The organism is Streptomyces sp. T12 (genome assembly GCF_028736035.1).
Taxonomy (GTDB): domain Bacteria; phylum Actinomycetota; class Actinomycetes; order Streptomycetales; family Streptomycetaceae; genus Streptomyces.
On record NZ_CP117866.1, the window covers coordinates 3630568 to 3649625 of the forward strand.

At 73.3% G+C, this 19058-nt stretch carries 14 protein-coding genes; 9 read left to right on the forward strand and 5 right to left on the reverse strand.

Annotated elements, in window-relative coordinates; all coding sequences use genetic code 11:
* Positions 1 to 135 precede the first annotated feature (135 nt).
* From PBV52_RS16185 to PBV52_RS16220, 8 genes are read left to right on the forward strand one after another with little or no spacing between them, the layout of a single operon-like run.
* Complete coding sequence (locus PBV52_RS16185) at positions 136 to 1275, forward strand: glycosyltransferase (protein ID WP_274239070.1); 1140 nt, start codon at positions 136 to 138, stop codon at positions 1273 to 1275.
* Positions 1272 to 2741 (forward strand): exopolysaccharide biosynthesis polyprenyl glycosylphosphotransferase, encoded by a 1470-nt coding sequence (locus PBV52_RS16190; RefSeq protein WP_274239071.1) that lies wholly within the window; start codon positions 1272 to 1274, stop codon positions 2739 to 2741. The genes PBV52_RS16185 and PBV52_RS16190 overlap by 4 nt, the downstream gene beginning before the upstream one ends.
* A 6-nt stretch (positions 2742 to 2747) precedes the next feature.
* Positions 2748 to 4127, forward strand: a complete 1380-nt coding sequence (locus PBV52_RS16195) for an O-antigen ligase family protein (RefSeq protein WP_373921874.1) — start codon at positions 2748 to 2750, stop codon at positions 4125 to 4127.
* Positions 4124 to 5902: a murein biosynthesis integral membrane protein MurJ gene (gene murJ / locus PBV52_RS16200; RefSeq protein ID WP_274239072.1), complete on the forward strand. Its 1779-nt coding sequence runs from the start codon at positions 4124 to 4126 to the stop codon at positions 5900 to 5902. Before PBV52_RS16195 ends, murJ begins: the two co-directional genes overlap by 4 nt.
* On the forward strand, positions 5892 to 6683 hold the full coding sequence (locus PBV52_RS16205) for a polysaccharide deacetylase family protein (RefSeq protein ID WP_274239073.1): 792 nt from the start codon (positions 5892 to 5894) through the stop codon (positions 6681 to 6683). The genes murJ and PBV52_RS16205 overlap by 11 nt, the downstream gene beginning before the upstream one ends.
* A complete protein-coding gene (locus PBV52_RS16210; RefSeq protein ID WP_274239074.1) occupies positions 6680 to 7819 on the forward strand; it encodes a glycosyltransferase in 1140 nt (379 codons plus the stop codon). Before PBV52_RS16205 ends, PBV52_RS16210 begins: the two co-directional genes overlap by 4 nt.
* Positions 7819 to 8490, forward strand: a complete 672-nt coding sequence (locus PBV52_RS16215) for a lipopolysaccharide biosynthesis protein (protein ID WP_274239075.1) — start codon at positions 7819 to 7821, stop codon at positions 8488 to 8490. Before PBV52_RS16210 ends, PBV52_RS16215 begins: the two co-directional genes overlap by 1 nt.
* Complete coding sequence (locus PBV52_RS16220; RefSeq protein ID WP_274239076.1) at positions 8487 to 9602, forward strand: GNAT family N-acetyltransferase; 1116 nt, start codon at positions 8487 to 8489, stop codon at positions 9600 to 9602. The genes PBV52_RS16215 and PBV52_RS16220 overlap by 4 nt, the downstream gene beginning before the upstream one ends.
* Here PBV52_RS16220 and PBV52_RS16225 read toward each other — a convergent pair.
* Together PBV52_RS16225 and PBV52_RS16230 are read right to left on the reverse strand one after the other, a co-directional pair.
* Complete coding sequence (locus PBV52_RS16225; RefSeq protein ID WP_274239077.1) at positions 9599 to 10879, reverse strand: glycosyl hydrolase; 1281 nt, start codon at positions 10877 to 10879, stop codon at positions 9599 to 9601. The two genes, PBV52_RS16220 and PBV52_RS16225, sit on opposite strands and share 4 nt — an antisense overlap.
* Positions 10880 to 11021: 142 nt before the next feature.
* Positions 11022 to 12941, reverse strand: a complete 1920-nt coding sequence (locus PBV52_RS16230) for a long-chain fatty acid--CoA ligase (RefSeq protein WP_274239078.1) — start codon at positions 12939 to 12941, stop codon at positions 11022 to 11024.
* Between the two features lie 165 nt (positions 12942 to 13106).
* Here PBV52_RS16230 and PBV52_RS16235 point away from each other — a divergent pair, with 165 nt between their 5' ends.
* Complete coding sequence (locus PBV52_RS16235) at positions 13107 to 13712, forward strand: chorismate mutase (protein WP_274249413.1); 606 nt, start codon at positions 13107 to 13109, stop codon at positions 13710 to 13712.
* Between the two features lie 16 nt (positions 13713 to 13728).
* Here the strand turns inward: PBV52_RS16235 and PBV52_RS16240 are convergent, their stop codons facing one another.
* From PBV52_RS16240 to PBV52_RS16250, 3 genes are all read right to left on the reverse strand, one after another.
* Entirely contained in the window at positions 13729 to 15300 is a 1572-nt protein-coding gene (locus PBV52_RS16240; protein WP_274239079.1) for a VWA domain-containing protein, read from the reverse strand.
* 147 nt (positions 15301 to 15447) lie between these two features.
* Positions 15448 to 16323, reverse strand: coding sequence for an ABC transporter permease (locus tag PBV52_RS16245; protein ID WP_274239080.1), 876 nt, complete (start codon positions 16321 to 16323; stop codon positions 15448 to 15450).
* Positions 16320 to 18971 (reverse strand): CocE/NonD family hydrolase, encoded by a 2652-nt coding sequence (locus PBV52_RS16250; RefSeq protein ID WP_274239081.1) that lies wholly within the window; start codon positions 18969 to 18971, stop codon positions 16320 to 16322. Before PBV52_RS16250 ends, PBV52_RS16245 begins: the two co-directional genes overlap by 4 nt.
* Positions 18972 to 19058: the final 87 nt, after the last annotated feature.

Sequence of the window (19058 nt, forward strand, 5' to 3'; positions counted from 1 at the left end):
ACACCGTTGACCGGTTGGGAGATAAATATGGATAAGTGGCTGGTGCTGCTCGTCCCATGACTCCAGGAAGCCGAACGCGAGCCACACATCGTGTTGCTGGTTCGGACTCTTTTCTTCGGAAGGGCGGCCTCGGTCATGCGCAGTTCCGTGCCGCACATTCTGCATGTCGCACAGCCCGTCGAGGGCGGAGTCGCGCGGGTCGTCGCGGACCTGGTGGCGGCACAGCTCGCCGCCGGGCTGCGGGTGACGGTGGCCTGTCCGGAGGGCGGCGCGTCGGCGGACGCCCTGCGCGGGCCCGCCTGCACGGTGCTGCGCTGGGACGCGACCCGATCGCCGGGGCGTCGACTCCCGGGTGAGGTACGGCGGTTGGCGCGGCTGGTGCGCGAGGTGCGGCCGGACCTGGTGCACGCGCACAGCGCGAAGGCTGGGCTCGCGGCCCGGCTCGCGGTGCGCGGCCGCCTTCCTACCGTCTTCCAGCCGCACGCCTGGTCGTTCGAGGCCGCGGACGGCGTCGTGGCGCACCTGGCGCGGGGCTGGGAACGGTTCGGGGCGCGGTGGGCGACGCGCGTTCTGTGCGTGAGCGAGGCCGAGCGGCATACCGGGGAGCGGTGCGGGATCGCCGCCGCGTGGCGGGTGGTCCCCAACGGTGTGGACACCCGCAGGTTCCGGCCGCAGGGTGACAGCGCGCGGTCCGGGGCGGGGCCGCTGGTCGTGTGCGTGGGCCGGCTGTGCCGCCAGAAGGGGCAGGACGTGCTCCTGACGGCCTGGCCCGAAGTGGTGCGGCGGGTGCCCGGCGCGCGGCTGGTGCTGGTCGGCGACGGCCCGGACGCGGACCGGCTGCGCTCGGGTGCGCCCGCGTCGGTGGAGTTCGCCGGCGCGACGTCCGACCCCGCCCCCTGGTACCGGGCCGCCGACGTCGTGGTCCTGCCGTCCCGCTGGGAGGGCATGGCGCTCGCCCCGCTGGAGGCCATGGCGTGCGGTCGGCCGGTCGTCGTCACGGACGTGGACGGGGCGCGCGAGAGTCTTCCGGCCGGCCGCCCGCCGTCCTGCCTGGTACCGCCGGAGGACCCCGGCGCGCTGGCCCGGGCGCTCACGGAGCTGCTGCAGGACGAGCCGCTGCGCACGGCGCTGGGCGCACAGGGCCGGGCACATGTGCTCGTCGCCCACGACCTGCGGCACGCCACGGACGCGGTGACCGACGTGTACCGCGAGTTGCTCGGCGTCGCCACCGCGCCGGTCGTACCCAACGAGGGCAGGAAGTGCATCACCACATGACCGCGGACAGCACCGTCGCCTCGCCCGCGGGGCAGCAGTCGGCGCCCGAGGGCGCCGGCTCCGTTCTCAGCCCGCGCGGCCTCGCTGCCGGTCGCCGGGCGCCCGCCGGCCGGGGTGCCCGGCGCCGTCCGCGGCGGATCTCCGGGGCGTTCCTGGGGCTCGCCGACGTCGGCGCCGCCCTGCTGGGCGCCCTGGCCGTACCCGCGCCGCACAGGTATCCGCTGGTCCTCGCGCTGCTGGCCCTCGGTGTGATCGGTCTGAACCGGCGGGCCTCGTTGTACGACACCTCCCTCGTCCCCGGCGTGTTCGACGAACTCCCGGCCGTCTGTGGCCGGATCGCCGTCGGCTGGGCGGCCGTCGTGGCGCTTTCCCCGCTGCGGTCGCTGTCGCTGACCGTGCTGATCGTCGCCGTCGCCGTGCACTGCGGGGCGGCCTGTGCGGGCCGTGCGGCGGTGCACGGCGGTCGGCGCCGGGCGCTGCGGCGCCGGCCCTGTCCCGCCCTGGTGGTCGGGCCGGTCGCGGCGGCCCGGCGGGTCGCGGCCGCGTTGCTGCGCCAACCGGGCTGCGGAGTACGGCCGGTGGGTGTCGTCGCCGACGAACGGGAAGTCCGCGGTGGCATCGACGACGAGTCCGGTCTGCCGGTACTCACCACGGCGCAGGACGCGCTTCGGGCGCTCGTTCAGAACGGTGTGGAGACGGTGCTCGTCGTAGGTGCCGCGACCCGGGTGGAGAAGGCGGTGGTGCTGCGGGGGCTGGCCGCGTACGGATGCGTGCTGTGGGAGCTGGACGCCGACTCCCCCTGGTACGGGCCCGGCGGGTACCGCGAGGGGGCGGGACAGCTGGCCGGTTTCTCGCGCAGGTTGCTTTGGCCGAGGGGCGGGCGGCGGCGCGGCAGCGCGGGCAAGCGGGCGCTCGACGTGGTGCTCTCGGGCTCGCTGCTGGTGCTGGCCGGCCCGGTGCTGCTGGTGTGCGCGGTCGTACTGCGGGTCATGGACGGGCCGGGCGTGGTGTTCCGGCAGGAGCGGATCGGCAAGGACGGGCGGCCGTTCACGATGCTGAAGCTGCGCACTCACCGGCCCGCCAGCGCACACGAGGCGGCGACGCGCTGGAGCGTAGCGAACGAGCAGGACATGAGCCGCTTCTGCCACTTCCTGCGCCGCACCTCGCTGGACGAGCTGCTGCAGCTGTGGAACGTCTTCCGCGGTGACATGAGCCTGGTCGGCCCGAGGCCCGAACGGCCGTACTTCGTCGCCAAGTTCAGCCAGGCCCATCCGGGCTATCCGGCCCGCCACCGGATGCGGACCGGGATGACCGGGCTCGCCCAGATCCACGGGCTGCGCGGTGACACCTCGATCGAGGACCGGTGCCGCTACGACAACGCCTACATCGACAACTGGTCGCTGTGGCAGGACGTCTGCATCCTGCTGCGCACGGCGGCACAGTTCGTACGGCCGACGGGGAGCTGAGCGCCGGTGAGCACTTCCTCGGCGGCCTCTCCCCCGCTGGCACCGCCGCTGCCGGCGCCGCCGCCGTCGCCGCTGCGCCGGGCCCGCTCCGTCCTGCCCGTCCTGCCGGTCGTGGCGGTCGTCGTCCTGCTGGGGCTGCCGGTCGCACCCGACAGCACCGCCACTCCCGCCGACGCGGCCTCGGGGCTGGTCGTGCTGTGGGCCGCCGTGGACACCGTACGGCGGGCGCGGCGCCCGCTGACGCGGACGGCGGCCCTCGTGCTGGGGCTGCCCGTGGTGGGCATCGCGGTCGCCGCGGCGGGGGCGGTGTCGGCCGGCGACGCGGTCACGGGACTGGCCCGCTACCTGCAGGTGTTCGTGCTCGTCCCGGTCGCGGTGGTGCTGTTGGTGCGTGACCGGCGGGGCGCGCGGCTGGTGCTGTGGTCCCTGGTCGGCCTCGCGCTGTGGCAGGGCTCGGTCGGAGTGCACCAGTACCTCACCGGGACCGGGGCCCTGTACCAAGGTGCCGGCATCCGGGCGGTGGGCACCTTCGGGCCATCCGACGTGATGGGGATGGCGAGCGTCGTCGCGTACGGCGTGGTGGCCGCGACCGGTCTCGCCCTCGGGACGCGGGCGCGGCGGCTGGGGGTACCCCCGCCCGAAGGGTGGGGGAAGGTCCTGGCGGTCGGATGTGCGCTGGTGCTGCTCGTGCCGCTCGCGCTGTCCTTCAGCCGGGGTGCCTGGATCGCCACGGCGGTCGCCTGCGGGGTGCAGCTGTTGCTGGCCGGGATGCGGCGGGCGGTGAAGGTGTTCGCGGCGGCGGCTGCGGCCTCGGTGGTGCTGGTGGGCGGGCTGGGCGTGGGCGCCGCGGCGTTGCAGGAGCGGCTGACCAGCATCACCCAGGTCGCCGAGGCGCCGGACCAGTCGGTCGTCGACCGGTACACCATGTGGGCGGCGGCGACCGACATGTGGCACGGGCACCCGGTGACGGGCGTGGGGCTGAAGGCCTTTCCCGCACACCGGGACGGCCATGCCTCGCTGGCGCTGTCGTCGGGCAGCGACACCCAGGGAGCGGGCCAGGCCTTCCGGCGCCAGCCCCTGCTGTCCCCGCACAACATGTACCTGCTGCTGCTCAGCGAGCAGGGCCTGCTGGGGCTGCTCACGGTGGCGGGCAGCTGGCTGGCCCTGCTGGTGTGCGCACTGCGGCGGCTGCGGCGGAGCGGGCACGCCCGGGACTGCGCGCTCCCGGCCTGCGGGCTGCTGCTGTGGCAGCTCGTCAACTTCCTGTACGCCGACATCGGCGGCCCCTCCACCGTCCTGACGGCGGTCTGCTTCGGCCTCGCCGCCTGGTGGGCGCTGGCACGCGACGGAGCGACGGCCCCGGCCGCGGAAGCAGGCCCGCGATGAGGCTCCGCCCGGCGCCCCCCGGGGACGCTTTCGAACACGGCCCCGGCACGGCCGGCCCGCCCCTCGCCGAGGGTATCCGCCCCGACCACCCGACCGCCGTGACGACCCCGCTCCCCACCGACCACCGCCCCGGCCCGCCGCCCGCCGCCCGGCGGACCGTCGGTCCCTCGGGCCGGTTTCTCGCCAGGGCCACGTTGCTCTCCGCCGCGCTGTCCATGGCGGGGGCGCTGCTAGGGCTGGGGCGGGACCAGGCGCTGGCGCATCTCTTCGGTGCCGGTGTGGAGACCGACGCGTTCCTGGTGGCCTGGACGTTGCCCGAGATGGCGTCGACGCTGTTGATCGAGGACGGTATGGCGTTCGTGCTCGTGCCCGCGTTCAGCGTGGCGCTGGCGCGGCGGGCGAGCGGGACCGGCATCCCCGACCCCGTGCACGCCCTGGTCGCCGCCACGCTGCCGCGGCTGTGCCTCGCGCTCGCCGGCGCGGCCGCCCTGCTCGCGGCCGGGGCTCCGCTGCTGGTCTCCGTGCTCGCGCCCGGGCTGCCCGACCCGTCCCTGGCCGTGTCCTGCACCCGGCTGACCGCGACCTGCGTGCTGAGTTTCGGGCTGGCCGGGTACTGCAGCGCCGCACTGCGCGCCCACCGCAGCTATTTCGCCCCGGGCTCGATCTACATCGCGTACAACGCGGCGATCATCGCCGCGATGTTCGTTCTCGCCGCACGCTGGGGCGTGCGGTCCGCCGCTCTCGGCGTCGCGCTCGGCGGGTGCCTCATGGCCGCCGTACAGGCACCGTCCCTGTGGCGGCGGATCGCCGGGCGGCCCGGCCGGTCGGCGTCCGAGTCCGCGTCCGAGTCCGGGGCGCCGTACGTCGAGGGCGGTGGCCGGCCGCTCGCGGTCGGCCTCGTCTGCGCGGTCCTGCTCTTCGCCCTGTGCCGGCAGTCGCAGGTCCTCATCGAGCGCTACTTCGCGTCCGGGCTGCCCTCCGGTGCCATCTCGCACCTCAACTACGCCCAGAAGGTCGCCCAGTTGCCGATGTCGCTGTCGCTGATGGTGTGCGTCGTCACCTTCCCGGTGGTGGCGCGGGCCATCGCCGAGGGCGACACGCGGCGGGCCAGGGACCGGGTCGAGCGGGACCTGGTGCTGACGGCCTGCCTGGTCCTGCTCGGCGCCGCCGTGGTCGTGGCCTGCGCGCCGCAGATCGTCCAGCTCCTGTTCCAGCGCGGCGCGTTCACGGCCGAGGACACCGCCGCGACCGCCGCCGTCATGCGGGTGTACGCGGTCGGACTGCTCGGGCACACGCTGGTGGGGGCGCTCGTGCAGTCGTACTTCTCGGCCGGCCGTACCACCTGGTACCCGCTGGGCGCGATGGGCGTGGGCACGTTCGCCACCGTCGTCATCAGCGTCTGGGCCGTGGGTCCCTGGGGGGCGCGCGGCATCGCCGGGGCCAACGCGGCCGGCATCACCCTCACCGCGCTGCTCCTGTTGCACGGCCTGGGTCCGCGCACCGTGCCCGTGCGCGTCCGCCGGGTCGTCGCCGGACTGGCCGGACCGGTGTACGCGGCCGTGTGCGCCACCGCGGCCGGGCTGGTCTGCGCGGGGCTGTTCGCCTCGCCCGTGGCGGCCGTCGCCGCCTGCTGCACCTGTGTGACCGCCGTCTTCCTGCTGCTGACCTGGGTCCTCGACGCGGCGGACGCCCGGTCCCTGCTCCTGTCCGTCGCACGTTCCGTCGCGCATACATTCCGTCGCTCCGTCACACGAAAGCCTCGCCATGGTCGCTGACATCTCCGCCGCGCCCCGCGCGGACGCGCCCGATCCCCCACCGATCGCGGGGAGGCGCCCGAAGCGGCGCCCCCTCGCCTGGGTGGCCATGTACCACTCCGTCTCGGACTGCCGGGACGACCCGTACAACGTCACCGTCACGCCCGCGCGCCTCGATCGGCAGCTCGCCTGGATGGCCGGCCGCGGCCTGCGCGGGGTGAGCGTGCGTGAGCTGCTCGCGGCGCGCGCCCGTGGCGCCGAGGGCGGGCTGGTGGGGCTCACCTTCGACGACGGGTACACCGACTTCGTCACCACCGCGCTGCCCGTGCTGCGCCGCCGGGGTTTCACGGCGACCGTGTTCGTGCTGCCCGGGCGGCTCGGCGGCGACAACGCGTGGGAGCCGACCGGCCCGCGCAAGCCGCTGCTCGACGTGGACGGCATCCGCCGTGCCGTGGCCGCGGGCATGGAGGTCGCCTCGCACGGTCTGACCCACCTCGATCTGACCACGGCCACGGACCAGGTGCTGCACGCCGAGGTCCACGACAGCCGTCACCGGCTCGCCGGGATCACCGGCGGCGACATCGAGGGCTTCTGCTACCCGTACGGCCGTCTCGACGAGCGTGCCGCCGACGCCGTACGCCGGGCCGGTTACCGCTACGCCTGCGCGATCGACCCCGGCCCGGCCGGCTCCGGCGAGTTCGCGCTGCCCCGCATCCACGTGGGGCAGGCGGACACCTCGGTGCGGCTGGAGCTGAAGCGGCGCCTGGCCCGGTTCTACGGCCGTGCCCTGGAGGCCGTGTGAAGGCCCTGCACATCATCACGGGCCTCGGCGTGGGCGGGGCGGAACAGCAGCTGCGGCTGCTGCTGCGTCATCTCCCGGCGCAGTGCGACGTGGTGGCGCTGACCAATCCCGGCCCGGTCGCCGCGGGCCTGACCGCCGACGGCGTCCAGGTCACCCACCTCGGGATGGACGGCAACCGCGACCTGCGCGCGCTGCCACGTCTGTCCCGGCTGATCCGCGACGGCGGCTACGACCTCGTCCACACCCACCTGTACCGGGCCTGCTTCTACGGCCGTATCGCGGCGCGGCTCGCGGGAGTGCGGACCGTCGTGGCCACCGAGCACTCGATCGGCGACACCCGGCTGGAGGGCCGGCCGATGACCCGGGGCGTCCGTGCGCTCTACCTGGCCGGCGAGCGCCTCGGCCACACCACGGTCGCCGTCTCGCCGACGGTGGCCGAACGGCTGCGGCACTGGGGCGTGCCCGGGCCGCGCATCCGGGTCATCCCGAACGGCATCGAGGCGCCCCGGTTCCGCTACGACGAGGTGCGCCGCAAGGAGGCACGGGCGTTCCACGGGCTGCCCGACAACGCGTTCGTCGTCGGGGGCGTGGGGCGTCTCGCCCCGGGCAAGCGCTTCGTCCTGCTCCTGCAGGCACTGGCCCTGCTGCCCGGCAACGTATGGCTGCTGTTGGTCGGCGGCGGCCCCGAGGCGGAGGTGCTGCGGCGCACCGCCCGGGATCTGGGCGTCGCGAACCGGGTGGTGATGACGGGCGAGCGGCCGTATCTGCCCGACCCCGGCGACCACGCACCCGACCTGGTCGCCCTGCTGTCCGCGATGGACGTGCTCGCCTCGCCGTCGCCGGAGGAGTCCTTCGGCCTGGCCGTGGTGGAGGCGCTGGCGGCCGGGCTGCCCGTGCTGTACGCGAGCTGCCCCGCCGTGGAGGACCTGCCGCCCGAGGCGGTACCCGGCGCCCGGCACGTCCGGGGCGGCGCGGGGGCGTTCGCACGGGAAGTGCTGCGGCTGCGGGCGGCAGGACCGGGCGAGCGGGCCGCCCCGGACGTCGTACGCCGCTACGACATCGCCTGCACCGCCCGGCAGCTGATGGATCTGTACACGGCCGCTCTGTCCGGCTCGACCCTGGAAGTGAGCTCCTGATGACCGACAACCCCGATCGGCGTGGCCCGCTGTCCGACCGTGCGGGGGCACGTGCGAAGCGACTGCCCTCGTGGTGGCTGCTGCCCGCCGGCGCGCTGCTCGGTGCCGTGGCCGGCGGCGCGTACGGCCAGCTGAGGCCTCCGCAGTACACGGCGACGAGCTCCGTCGTCGCCGTGTCGACCGGCGAGACCGACGCCGACTGCACCGATGCGCTCGGCTTCGCGCAGGCGTACGGCCGGGTGGCCCCCCAGCTCGCGGTGCTCGGGGACGCCCAGATGTGGGCGGGCGTGCCGGTGACGACGCTGCGCGAGAGCGTGCAGGTCGCGACGTCGCCGGACGCGCCGATGGTCGCGGTCTCGGCGACCTCGTCGAGCCCCCGTCAGGCCGTCGACATGGCCGACGCCGTGTCCCGCGCGCTGGTGACGCAGGCGGACCACACCAAGGGCGACACCGGCATCAAGCTGGAGCGCCTCGCCCGTGCCCTGAAACCCACCGAGCCGTCGTCCGCGTCACCGGCGCTGACCGCGCTCGTCGGCGCGAGCGCCGGAGGTCTGCTGGGCGGTCTCGCGCTGCTGGCCCGGCCGCGGCGGTCCGCCGAGGACGACGACCGGAGCGTGGCGTCGGTACCCGGCCCGGCAGGCGCCGCCGACGCCCGCGGGACGCTTGGATGACCGCGTCCGGCCGCGCGCTGTCGGTGGAGGTGTGCACCGAGGAGCGCGCCTTCGCGGAGCTGGCCGGTCAGTGGGAACGCCTGTACCGGGCGTGCCCGTCGGCGACGCCGTTCCAGAGCCATGCCTGGCTGCACTCGTGGTGGCTGTCGTACGGCAGCCCCGGCCGGCTGCGGCTCGTCCTGGTGCGCAGGGGCGGTGAACTGGTGGCGGCGGCACCGCTGATGAGGGTGCATCACCCGCTGCCCGCGCTGGTGCCGGTCGGCGGTGCCATCACCGACTTCTGCGATGTGCTCCTCGACCGGGCGGCGGGCCCGCAGGGCGCCGGTGCGCTGGCGGACGCCCTGGCCGACCTGGCCCGCACCGCCCTGATCGACTTCCGTGAGGTGCGGCCGGGCGGCGCGATGGAGCGGGTCTACCTCTGCTGGCGCGGCCCGCGTCACCGGGTTCGCGACTCGGTGTGCCTGGAGTTGCCGGCCGTACCCATGGGCGAGTTGGTCGAGCGGCTGTCGTCGAGGCACGCCCAGCGGGTCCGCAACAAGGTGAACCGGCTCACCCGGCTCGGCGTCGAGTGGCACGACGTGCGCCCCGACGAGGCCGGGGACGCGCTGCGCCGGCTCCTCGAACTGCACCGGCTGCAGTGGCAGGGCAGGGGGATGTCGCCGGAGCACGCGCGACCGCGGTTCCTGGAGCACCTGGTCCGCTCGGTGGTCCCCATGGCCCGGTCCGGCGAGGCGGCGGTGACGCGGTTCGTGCTCGACGGGGAGGTGGTGGCGGTCAATCTGAACGTAATGTCAGGAGGGCTGGCGGGCACGTACCTGTACGGCTTTCACCCGCGGTTGCGCGAAGAGCGGAAGGTGGACGTGACGGCGATGCTGCTGCACGCGTCCACCGAGCACCTCGCGTCCTACGGCGGGCCCCGGGTGCTGAGCCTGCTGCGCGGCGCCGAACCGTACAAGTACCGCTGGCACCCCGAGACCGTCCCCAACCAGCGTTTCCTGCTGGCCCGGCGCCGTACCGTCCCGCTGCTGGCGGCCGCGGCCGGGGAGGCGGCCGCGCGACACCGGGCCAAGCAGGTCCTGCGCCCGCACGCCGGTCCGCCGGATCCCCGTTAGTGCTCCGCCCACTGCAGGCAGACGGTGAGCTTTCCGCCGACCTGCTGCTCGAACCACTTCGCGAGGTCCAGCGGCGCGCAGTACGGCAGCTTGGAGGGCATGGGCGTGGGCGTCGCCGGCCCGTCCGGCGCCGGTTTCGGGTCCGGCTCGGCGGGAGTCGTGGGCGCGGTCGGGACGGTGGCGGACGGCCCCGGTTCCGGCTGCGGGTGCGGCTGCGGGACTGAGGGGCTGGACAGCAGCAGGCGGTACAGGGCGGAGGCGCGGGGATTGTCGGAACACAGCCACACGCCGTGCGGGCAGTAGTCGGTGATGGTGTTGTACAGCGGCTTGTGCTCGTCCATCCACGCGAGCATGCGCAGCATCCACGTGATGTTGTCGCCGTTGCGGAACAGGCCCCATTCGGGATACGAGATCGGCTTGTCGTGGGCCCGCGCGAACTCCACGTGGTGCTGGAGCCCGTAGGGCTCGGACACCTGCTGGTCGAAGGTGAGTCCGCGCGGCTGGTCGTACGCGTCCATGCCGACGATGTCGACGTAGTCGTCGCCGGGGTAGCACTGCGTCCAGGGAATCGCGTCCCTGCCGCGGCTCGGGGCGAAGTCGAACCTGAAGTCCTGCCCGGGAACCGAGCGCATGACGGTGACGATGCGCCTCCAGTACCGCTTCCAGCGCTCCGGGTCGGGGGCGCAGCGGTGGGTGTAGGTGACGCCGTTCATCTCCCAGCCGAGCACGATGACCGTGTCCTCCGCCCCCAGCTCGACCAGCCGCTCCGCCAGCGCCTCGAAGTGGTCGTCGAACTCGCCGTCCGCGGCGCGCCGCAGCAACTGCCTGACCTCGGCGTCGGGGACGTTCTCCTCGTTGCGTTCCATCATCGGAACGTTGAGCACGAGCATCCGGTCGGCCTTGTCCTGCCGCCACTCGGCCCAGCTGTCGAGGAAGCCGCGCCCGCCCTCGATGTTGCGCCACAGGTCCCCCGGCAGATACGTGTGCCCCACGCGCGGTTCGTGGCCGCCCAGCCAGCGGCCGAGCTCCTTCATGCGCTCCAGCCCGGCGGGCCCGTAGTGGAGGTAGGCGCCGAACGCGGGCAGGCGCGCGATCCTTCCTTCAGGGGGCTCGGCCGGCGGCGCGGAGTGCGTCACGGGCGCGGGGCGCGGCGGGTCGGGGTGGGATGCGGCCTGGGCCGGGGAGCTGGGGCCCGGCGCGAGAGCCGCTGACACGACCACTCCGGCGGTGATGAACGCCAGCCGCCTGACGGCGGACCGGCGGTGTTCAGGGGCCATGCGTCCTCCCTCGGTGGCTCCTCCCTCACAGTCAGGCATGGGCATATATACGCTTATTGCACCGATTGAGTGCGGCGTCACGGCAGGGATCGCCCGCAAGAGTGAGTGACCCGGCGACCGCGAGCGTGCCGCTGAAAAGTCCTCAGTTGCCGTACAGCGTCTCGATCTCATCGGCATACGCCGCCGTCACCGCGTGCCGCTTGACCTTCAGGGACGGGGTGAGCATGCCGTTCTCCTCGTTGAACTCGCCCTCGACCAGGGTGAACGCACGGATGGACTCGGCCCGGGAGACGGCCGCGTTGGCGTGGTCGACGGCCTTCTGGACGTCGGCGCGCATCCGGGGGTCCTGGATCACGTCCGCCATCGGGGTGTCGGCGGGCAGTTTGCGTACGGCGAGCCAGTGGGCCACCGCGTCCGGGTCGAGGGTGATCAGGGCTGCGACGAAGGGACGGTTGTCGCCGACGACGACGCACTGGCCGACGGGCGGGCGGCTGCGCAGGCGGTCCTCCAGGACGGCCGGGGAGACGTTCTTGCCGCCGGAGGTGACGAGGATGTCCTTCTTGCGGCCGGTGATGGTGAGGTAGCCGTCCTCGTCGAGGGAGCCGAGGTCGCCGGTGGCGAACCAGTCGTCGTTCAGGACGGCGTCGGTGGCGGCCGGGTTGTTCCAGTACGAGCCGAAGACGATGCCGCCCTTGATGAGCACCTCGCCGTCGTCGGCGATGCGGACGGCGGTACCGGGGACGGGTTGGCCGACCGTGCCCGGGCGGGGTTTCAGGGGCGGGACGATGGTGGCGGCGGCCGTCGTCTCCGTCAGTCCGTAGCCCTCGTAGACGATGATTCCGGCGGCGTAGAAGAACAGGTTGAGGTTGCGGTCGAGCGGCGAGCCGCCGCTGATGGCGTAGCGCATGCGGCCGCCCAGCTCCTTGCGGACGCGGCGGTAGACCAGCAGGTCGTACAGGGCCCACGCGGCGTAGAGGCCGGCGCCGGGGCCCTTGCCCGTGCCGAGGAACTTGTTCAGGTACGCCTCTCCGAAGCGGACGGCGATGCGGCCGGCGCGGTCGAAGGAGGAGCCGCGGCCCATCTTCTCGGCCGTCGCGCGGCCGGTGTCATGGATCTTCTCGAACAGGTAGGGGACGCCGACGAGGAACGTGGGGCGGAACTCCTTGAGGGCCGGGCGGAGTTCGTCGGGCTTGATGCTCGGGCAGTGGCCGATCTCTATGCGGGCCATCAGGCAGGCGATCTGGAGGGTGCGGCCGAGGATGTGGGCGAGGGGGAGGAAGAGGAGGGTGGAGGCGTCCTGGTTCGTGACCTCTTTGAAGATGGGGTGCAGCAGCTCGACCGTGTTGGCCGCCTCGGCGTGCAGGTTGGCGTGGGTGAGGACGCAGCCCTTCGGCCGGCCGGTGGTGCCGGAGGTGTAGCAGACGGTGGCGATGGTGTCGGGGGTGAGGGCGGCGCGGCGCTTGGTGACCTCGTCGTCGGAGAGGTTCTGGCCGAGGGTGGTGAGGGCGGCGAGGGCGCCTGAGTCCAACTCCCGTATGTCTGGGGGCTGTTCGTGGGAGGCCGTGCCTGTCGTCACCGTCGCGGTGTTCTCCGCCGTCTCCGTGATGACGTGGCGGGCCCCCGAGTCCCGGACGATCCACTCCACCTGCTCGGCCGACGAGGTGGCATAGATGGGGACACTCTGGCCGCCGGCGGCCCAGATGGCGAAGTCGAGGACCGTCCACTCGTAGCGGGTGCGGGACATCACGGCGACGCGGCCGCCCGGTTCGAGGCCGGCCGCGATCAACCCCTTGGCCACGGCGGTGACTTCGTGCGCGAACGCGGTGGCGGTGACGGGGTGCCAGGCGGTGCCCTGTCTGCGGCGGAGGACGACGGCGTGAGGGGCCTCGGACGCGTTGGCGTAGGGGAGGTCGGCGGTGGTGCCGGTGGTGACCTGCGGTGCGAGGGAGGGGGTGCGGGCCTCGCGGACCACGCCCTCGGCGTCCTTGACGACCTCGACCCTGGTGCGGTCCATCAGGTCGGTGCGCTGCTTCGCCCGCTTCAGGTCCTTGCGTACGCCCATGTCGGCTCCCGGTGCCAGTGGACTTACCCGAGAGTCAACTTACTCATGCGTAACAGAAGGTCAATGGTTCACGCGCAGTGAAGGCGTGCGCGCCTGGTCTGTAGGTTGCTGTCTGACCACCCCCCACGGAAGGAACCCCCTGTGCACTCCCCGATGCACTACCCCATGCACTCCCGCCGCCTCCGGTCCGCCCTGGTCGCCGTCTGCGCCCTGGCGGCCGTGTCCCTCGCCGGCGCCGCACCGGCCGCCGCGCACACCTCGCCTCCGGTTCACGCGGCCGCCGTCGCCCCCGGGCTCACCCCGCTGACCGACCTGTTCGCCGAGCGGCTGCTGGTCGCCGACAAGGTGGCCGCCGCCAAGTACGGCACCGACAAGCCGATCGACGACCCGGTGCGCGAGCAGCAGATCCTGGACGACGTCGCCGCGCGGGCGACCGGGCTCGGACTGGACCCGGCGGCCGTGCAGGCCGTCTTCCGGGACCAGATCGAGGCGAACAAGCTGGTGCAGCGCGGGCTGTACGCGCGCTGGGACGCGCATCCCGAGGAGCGGCCCACCGAGCGTCCGGACCTGGTCAAGGAGGTGCGGCCGGTGCTCGACCGCATCACCACCCAGCTGCTGGACGCCCTGAAGGACACCCAGCGGCTGCGGACGTCGCCGTCGTGCGAGCCACGGCTGGGCGTCGCCGCCGTCCGGTCCGCGTACGGCCATGAGCTGGACGCGCTGCACGCGCAGGGGCTCGTGCGGGCGCTGCCCTCGGTCTGCGCGGACTGAGCCACCGGCCCGTACCTCAGTCCATCGCCGAGCCCGCCTGGCCGATGGCCTCGGCGAGCTGCCGCACCGCCCGGTCCTCCGTCTCCTTCGCCAGGTCCTCGGCGGTCTCCTCCAGCTCGCGCAGGGACGGGGTACCGGGCAGGGAGCTTCGGGTGTCGTCGCCGTCGCGCAGGACGTCGGCGAAGTAGGCGGCGGTGGCGGTCACCTGGAACCTCGGGGAGGCGTCGCCCAGGGAGTCGTGCAGGGAGCCGGTCTCCAGGCGGCCCGACTCCTCGTGCGGGGCGCGGGTCTTCGGGTCGAGCCAGCGCACGCTCGCCGTGGCGAGGTGGCCCGAAGTGCCGGGCCTGGTGTGGACGGCGTAGAGGGCGGTGACCGTGTGGCCGGGGCCGATCTCGCCGCCGTCGACGCTGTCGTCGCGGAAGTCCTCGTCGGCGACCTGGCGGTTGTCGTAGCCGATGAGACGGAAGTCGGAGACGGTTGCCTGGTCGAAGGCGATCTGGGCCTTGGCGTCGCGGGCGGTCAGGTCGATGTTGCGGGGGAGGTCGTCGCAGAAGACCTTGCGGGCGTCGGCTTCGTCGGAGACGTAGACGGTGTGGCCGTCGCCCTTGTCGGCCAGGCGTTCCATCAGGGCGTCGCCGTAGTCGCTGCCGACGCCCACGCCGAAGAGGGTGATGCCGTGTTCGCGGCGCTCGGAGGCGATGCGTTCGAGGATGGTGTCCGCGTCGGTGTCGCCGGTGTTGGCCAGGGCGTCGGAGATGAGGACCACGCGGTTCGTGGCGCCTTCCCTCAGGCCCTCCTCGGCCGTCTCGTAGCCGGTTTCCATGCCCGCGCCGAGGTTGGTGGAGTCGGTGGGCTCCAGGCTGTCGATGGCGTCGTGGATCTCGTCGCGGTTTCCGTCCAGGCGGGTCATCGGCAGGACCGTCTCGGCCTCGTCGCTGAAGGTGACGAGGGCGACCGAGTCGTCGTCGCGCAGCCGGTTCGTCATCACGCCGAGGGAGTCCTTGGCGAGGTCGAGGCGGCCCGGTTCGCCCATGGAGCCGGAGATGTCGATGACGAAGGTGAGGGCGGCGGGCGGGCGTTCGCCGGGGTCCTCGGCAGGGCGGGTGGCCAGGCCCACGCGGACCAGGGACCAGTCCTCGCGGTCGGTGCGGGCGCCGTCGACGCTGACCGTGAAGCCGTTGCCGTCGGGGCGGTCGTAGTCCTGGCGGAAACTGTTGACGAACTCCTCGGGGCGGACCGTCGACGGGTCGGGCAGGCGGCCCTCGGCGAGGGTGCGACGGGCGTAGCCGTAGGAGGCGGTGTCGACGTCCAGGGCGAAGGTGGAGAGGTAGTCGGGGGCGGGCGCGAACTCGCGGGAATCCGGGTCGTCGGAGCCGTCGGAGTCGTCGGTGCCCTTCTGCTCGCCCGTTCCGCCGCTGCTGTTGTGGTAGTCGGGGGCGGGCAAGGCGTTGCCGTTGCTTGCGTCGTCCGCCTTGTAGCCCCCGCTGTTGCTGCCGTCTCCGGCGCCGCAGCCGGTGAGCAGCAGGCCGCCTGCCGCGGTGAGTGCGAGCAGGGCGGCGCGCAGCCTTCGTACGCGGTACCGCTCCATCTTCCGTGCCCCCTTGGTCCGTTGACGTCGACTTCTGTGACTGTGACGGGCCAGGGGGCCGGAACGTGCGCTACGGAGCGTTGCGGATGAGTATCGAAGAGGGCACGGGAGCGGCCCGTCGAGACCGGTAGGTGATCTTCCGTTGACCTACGACACGATGTCCTTGCGGGCGAAACCGCGGAAGGCCAGGGCGAACAGCACGAGGGCGTACGTTACGGAAATCGCTGTGCCCTGGATCATGCCGGACCACTCGAGGCGTGCCTGCACGGCGTCCGCCCAGGCGAACTGCCAGTGCGCGGGCAGGAAGTGGCGCCAGTCACCGAGGGCGGTCACGGCGTCGAGGACGTTGCCGACGATGGTCAGGCCGACCGCGCCGCCGACCGCGCCGAGCGGGGCGTCCGTCTTGGTCGAGAGCCAGAACGCCAGGCCCGCGGTGACCAGCTGGGACACGAAGATGTACGCCACGACCACCACCAGGCGCTGCGCCGCCGTGCCCGTGTCGAGCGCACCGCCGGTGGGGATCTGCAACGGACCCCAGCCGTACGCGGCCGTACCGACCGCCAACGCCACCACCGGCAGCAGCACCATCGCGGCCAGGCTGAGACCCAGCCCGACCACGAGCTTGGACCACAGGAGGCGGGCCCGGGGCACGGGCGCCGCGAGGAGGTAGCGCAGGGAGGACCAGCCGGCCTCCGACGCCACCGTGTCCCCGCAGAACAGCGCGACGGGAATGACCAGCAGGAAGCCCGCGGAGACGAAGAGGTTGACGGCGGCGAAGTTCGCGCCGGACGCCGTGGCCGTGTCCATCAGGTTGATGCGGTTGCCGGAGCCGCCGTCCGCGTCGCCACCGATCGCGAAGGCGACGACCAGCACGAACGGCAGCAGAGCCAGGATCCCGCCCATGACCAGCGTCCGGCGGCGCTTGAGCTGACGGACCAGTTCGACCCGGAGGGGCAGCGTGCGGCCGGCCCGGTAACCGGAGGCGACCTCGGTGCGCGCAGTGCTCTCGGCGAGTGTGCTCATGCGGAACCTCCGATCAGGGTGAGGAAGGCGTCTTCCAGGCGGCGGTGCGGGCCGACCGACTGGACGGGCACCTCCAGCCGTACGAGTTCGGCGACCAGGCGCGTCGCGTCGCCGTCGGCGTCGAGCCGGACCAGGAGTCCGTCGTCGGTGCGCACGGCCGAAGCCACGCCGGGCAGGGCGGCGACCTTGTCGACGACCGGCTCCTCCACGGCGGTGGGGGTGCCGACGAGCAGCGTGTCGCCGGAGCCGACGATCTCGCCGACCGGGCCCGCCTGCACGAGGCGGCCGCGGTCCATCACCACGAGGTGGGTGCAGGTCTGCTCGACCTCCGCCAGCAGGTGGCTGGAGACGATCACCGTGCGGCCGGCGGCCGCGTAGCGGATCATCACCTGGCGCATCTCGCGGATCTGGGGCGGGTCGAGGCCGTTGGTCGGTTCGTCGAGGATGAGCAGGTCCGGCAGGCCAAGCATGGCCTGGGCGATGGCCAGGCGCTGGCGCATGCCCTGGGAGTAGGTGCGCACCGCGCGGGCGAGCGCGTCGCCGAGGCCCGCGATCTCCAGGGCCTCGTCGAGGTGCGCGTCCTGCGGCGGGCGGCCGGTGGCCTGCCAGTACAGCTCCAGGTTCTCCCGGCCGGACAGGTGCGGCAGGAAGCCCGCACCCTCCACGAAGGCGCCGACCCTGGACAGGACGGGCGCGCCCGGGCGGATCGCGTGGCCGAAGACGCGGGTCTCACCGGCGTCCGGCTTGATCAGGCCCATCAGCATGCGCAGGGTCGTCGTCTTGCCGGCGCCGTTCGGGCCGAGCAGGCCGAGGACCTGGCCCTTCTCGACGCGGAAGGACAGATCCCGTACCGCGTAACGGTCCTGCGAACCCGCGTACCGCTTGCTCAGATCGGTGATCTGGAGCGGTACTTCGGCCAGCTCGGGGTCGGGCGCGGGGGTGGCGGTGCGACGGCGGGCCGTCAGCAGCAGGGCCAGCGCGATCACCGCGCCCGTGAGCGGCAGCCACCACACCCAGGACGGCAGCGGGGCGGCGGCGGTGCTCACGCCGGGGGCCGTCGGGACCGACAGGTCGCCCTTGAGGGAGACCGTGTACGTCGCCGGGGCGAGGGGGGAGGCGTAGCCGAGGTCCGTGGAGGACAGGACCAGGCGCAGGCGGTGGCCGCTGTCGATGTCGTGGTCGATGGCGGGGAGCGTGATCGTCACGTCCTTGCCCGCCTTGGCGTCCGCGACGCGCAGGGGCGTGACGAGCTGGGACGGCAGCACCTGCTGGGTGCCGCCGGGGCCGACGTCGTAGACCTTGGCGAAGAGCACGGCGTCCTCGCTGGTGGACTTCACGTGGACGGTCGCCGTCGGGGAGCCGGTGATGCGCAGGTCGTCGCGGACCGGCGCCGACTCGAACCGGGCGAACTGGCCCGGGAAGTCCAGTGACACCCCGACCCCGAGCGAGGACAGCTGGGCGAGGCCGCCGGAGCCGCCGAGGCCGGGCAGGGCCGAGACGGCGGGCGGGTTGGCGCCGGCCGGGTTGGCGAAGCTCTGCTCGCCGCCGGTGAGGGAGACGGACCGGCGGCCGCTCTCCAGGCCGGGGTAGGAGTCGGCGCTCGCGCCCCTCAGCGTGGCCTGGCCGTCGGTGGAGTCGACGCCTCCGGTGCGGGTGACGCGGAAGGCCGGGCCGGTGTCGACGCTCTTGTCGTCCTTGAGGTAGCGGTCGAACCAGGACCGCACGCGCTCCTGGATCCGGCCCGTCTCCATGTCGCCGCCGTCGTGGCCGCCGGCGATCCAGTCGACGTCGACGGGGGCGCCGTTGGCACGGATCGCCTTCGCGGCGGCGTCGGCCTGGCCCAGGGGGAAGAGGGAGTCGGACTGGCCCTGCATGAGCAGGGTGGGTACGTCGATGCGGTCGCCCACGGCGGACGGCGACCGCTCCTCCAACATCGTGCGGGCGTCGGCGTCCGGGGTGCCGGACTCGGCGACCCGGTCGTACATCTCGCAGATCTGCGTCTCGAACTTGTCGCAGCCGCCGCCGGAGTTGACGAATATGCCGGCCCAGAGCTTCTTGAAGACGCCGTTCGGGAACAGGGCGTCCGCGAGGTTCCAGTACGTGATCGCCGGGGCGATGGCGTCCACCCGGTCGTCGTGCCCGGCGGCCAGCAGCGCGATCGCGCCGCCGTAGGAACCGCCCGCCATGCCGACCCGCGGGTCGCCGGCCTTGTCGAGCTCGACCTGGGGCTGCTTCGCCAGCCAGTCGAGCAGCTTGGAGACGTCGGCGACCTCGCCCTTCGGGTCGTTCAGCCCGATCTTGCCGGTCGACTTGCCGAAACCGCGGGCCGACCAGGTCAGGACGGCGTACCCGTCCCGGGCGAGGTCCTCGGCCTGCTGCCGTACGTCGTCCTTGCTGCCGCCGAAGCCGTGTCCCAGCAGGACGGCCGGGCGGCGTCCCGAGCTGCCCGAGGTGAAGTACGAGGTGTCGATGCGCACCCCGTCCCCCATGTCCATGACCCGGTCGGTGCTGCGCACCGGCGGCGCGTCGTCGTCGGCGACGGCCGTCCATGTACCGGCACCGGCGAGGACGACGACGGAGGCCGCGGCGGCGAGCCACCGTCGCGGCCTCCGTACGCGCCCTCGCAGGCCGGGCAGTCGAAGATCCATGTTTCAACGGTACGGGGTGAACCTGTCGGTCAGTTATCGACCGAGGGCTGAATCCCGGCCCCTTCCGTGGGGGTACGGAGGGGGATT